Genomic DNA, 2,862 nt, shown 5'->3' with positions numbered 1-2,862 from the left:
GATCAGTTGGGTCCGGCCAACACATGTCCTCAACCGTCACGAAGCCGCACGGCTGACCGTTCACCGTTGCCCTCCCCTTGGGTGGCCACGCCATCATCGAAGCGCAGCGAGCACGCTGGCCCGTGCCGCGGGCTCACCCCGCCACCGGCGGCAGGCGCAGACCCCCATGGGAGCTGTCGTGATGTCGCGGCGAAGTCGTCACGCTCGGCGATCTCCCCGTTGATCATCGCCAGCGCTTGGTCGATAACCTCGGCCAGGGCCAGCCCCGCCTCCGATGCTTGCGGCGCTAACACGCGGTGAGGGCGGGCGACATACACCGACACAGCGAGCCACCGCTGGCCGATATTGGCCATTTCGACGTGCAGGTTGAAAACGACGTCGATCCCGTCGAGCACTCCCTGGCCGTCGTAAGCCGGATCTATGTCCAAGCTCAGCCACCGCACGTCAGCACCCGCTACTAGCCCTTGCACCTGTAGCCAGCTCGCCCCGGACGGGTCGCTTTGGAAGACCTGCAGCATCAGCTCGTGCAACGTGTACTCCGCTTCGCACTCGCCGGCCAACCGTGCCAACATGTCGGCGATTTCGGCGCGGTTCGCCTCGCGGTCCCACCACTGCTGATACAGGCTAGGGTCGCGTGATACCACCAGCGGAGCGACCAATGCCTCCGCGCGTGGTGATTCGGCGACGTCTACGCCCTGGCTTTCCCCGCGGGGCGACCCCAGCCATTCCTCGAGCACCTCGACGAGGGCTGCCGCCCGGTCATGGATCGTCTCGCGCACATCGAAGTTGTGCTCATCGTGGGAGCGATAGGCAGATTCGCTGTAATCGCTCAGATCGCAGTTAGTAGGGCAATTTTGGTCGCACTCATGCATGAACGAGGCCCGTAGCGCCGCCACAGCGGCGACCACAGCTGCCGGTGGGGTCGGTGCACTCATCTCAGCCCCACTCATTGCTCAGCCCCACAAGCTCGGCACGCTCAGGGGATTCCAGCACGGTCACGGTGTACAGGGCATCCACGTCTCGGCCAATGCCATGGCCGTCGCCCGTGTACTCCCGCAGCTGCTCCCACAGATGCTCGAGGTATTCGAAGGGCTCCACTTGAACCTTCTCGACCTGTTCGGACTCGTGGCCATCGCTGTAGGTGTTCTCCACCTTGATCTTCAAATGCACTGCCACACTGGGCTCCTCGCCCACACGTGAAGCGTCCGTACCGGCGAACACAGCCGACGACAACTCGGCCAAATCCTCCAGTCTGGCTAGCTGGTCCTCGTCGAGCGCAGCGGCACGCTCGCCCGCCAAACGGGCGATCACTGCCGTGCCGAACACCGGTTGCCATCGCCCGTAGCGGATCGCAATCATGGTTGCCACGACGTTGAGTACGCCAGCCAACGCCTCGCTGTCGTCCAGGTCCACCCCAACGATCGCCTCATCGTCTACCCACATATCGAGCCGATCATCTAGCGAAATCACGTCATACAACGCGCATCCGATTTGCTCGCGAAACAGCGCCCCCGCACCTTCGCGCTCATCCACGATGAACGGCACCCGCGTCACCGTCCGATCAAGGCCCACCTTCAGCACCACCGGTGCATCGCTAGCAGTCACAACACTCCCCTTTCCCGGGAAACATGGCCCTGCCCCAACGGCTTGGCCAACACGACGAACGTTACCGCGCCCCACCGACACCGAAACGAGCACGAGCACGAGCACGAGCACCGACGACAGCAACCATCGAGCACACCGCCGCCCAACGACGCAGCAGCAGCAGCAGCGGCGGCTCGCCTCCGCTGCAATACCCATCACCCCGCCCCTGTGCCGAGTCGGGCGATGAGCGCCCGGGCGGTGGGACGCTAGGCCTCCCAAATTGAGCGGTGCCCGCCGGCGACAGGGGAGGTAGCCAGCGGGCACCGGAGACGCGCGCACAGCTGCCGGAGCGGGAATGTTGGGGTTCACCGGCGCGCGCTGCGCGGCCCAGTTAGGAGGCGATCGCCTCCTCGTCGTCCTGGACCTCGGCCAGAGTCCGGCCGGCTCTCAGGATCCTGTCTACCGCTGTGAACACCGCACGGACGTGGTTGTCCGTGACCTGCTCGTCACCCAGCCAATGCTGGATGTACGCGCGTGACTCCTCCGGCGCCCACGCGTTCAGCTCGAGTTCGTGAGCCAGTAGGTAGGCCACCGATTCAGCCTGAAATTCGCCGACCCCCCGGCTGCAGGGGCTCACACCCTCGTCGCCGCCGGTGGTGTGCCCGAGCATCACATGCCCCAACTCGTGGAACATGGTCTTGAGCGGGAACTTCGCCACGGGATTGATCGCGACCGTCCGCTCGAAGCTGTACCCCTGGCAGTTGCCGTCGATCATCGCGTAAGGCACCTGCTCGATGTTGAGAACGGCCAGCGCACGCTGTGTGTCCCATGCGGGCAACTCGGGCCATTCGATGTCTGGACCCACCGTGTTCGAGTAGGGGAATGTGCTGCGCCGCAACACGAACCGCGTGAACTTGACCACCCGGTCACCGGTCTCGGCGTCCTTTTCGTAGACCGGGCGCGGATGCCGCACGAATCGGGCGCCGCCCTTGACCGGGATACGGCCCAGCGCCTTCCACACCTTGAACGGCGCGCACGGCTCGGTGACGCCTTGCGACCACAACAGCAGCTGGTTGGCCAACGAATATTGGTAAAAGCGGCAGTAGGTGTCACCCAGCCGGCCCGGCATCGTCATCGCTTGTTCGAGCAGCGCGCGCCAGTCGATGTCGCCATCCTTGTCGACGGCCGCCGCCGGAACCCGATCGATCGTTGCTGCAGTCATGGCACTCCCCTTCCGGGATTTCGGGGCCCGCCCAGCTGGCTTGCCCTACACCAACA

Annotated in this window: 3 protein-coding genes; all 3 read right to left on the bottom strand. The window is 64.9% G+C overall.

Features of this window, described 5'->3' with window-relative positions:
- Positions 1-29: 29 nt before the first annotated feature.
- Positions 30-935, bottom strand: coding sequence for a hypothetical protein (locus BST14_RS27765; protein ID WP_142279660.1), 906 nt, complete (start codon positions 933-935; stop codon positions 30-32).
- Position 936: 1 nt separating this feature from the next.
- The gene (locus BST14_RS31290; RefSeq protein WP_231122313.1) at positions 937-1,605 is read right to left on the bottom strand and encodes a DUF3846 domain-containing protein; all 669 of its coding nucleotides are present in this window, start codon (positions 1,603-1,605) and stop codon (positions 937-939) included.
- A gap of 370 nt (positions 1,606-1,975) precedes the next feature.
- The gene (locus BST14_RS27755) at positions 1,976-2,806 is read right to left on the bottom strand and encodes a hypothetical protein (protein WP_036473965.1); all 831 of its coding nucleotides are present in this window, start codon (positions 2,804-2,806) and stop codon (positions 1,976-1,978) included.
- Positions 2,807-2,862: the final 56 nt, after the last annotated feature.

The organism is Mycobacterium arosiense ATCC BAA-1401 = DSM 45069 (genome assembly GCF_002086125.1).
In the GTDB taxonomy this organism is placed as follows: Bacteria; Actinomycetota; Actinomycetes; order Mycobacteriales; family Mycobacteriaceae; genus Mycobacterium; species Mycobacterium arosiense.
The sequence above is the reverse complement of the archived record's forward strand: the minus strand, read 5'-3'. Positions and strand labels throughout refer to the sequence as shown.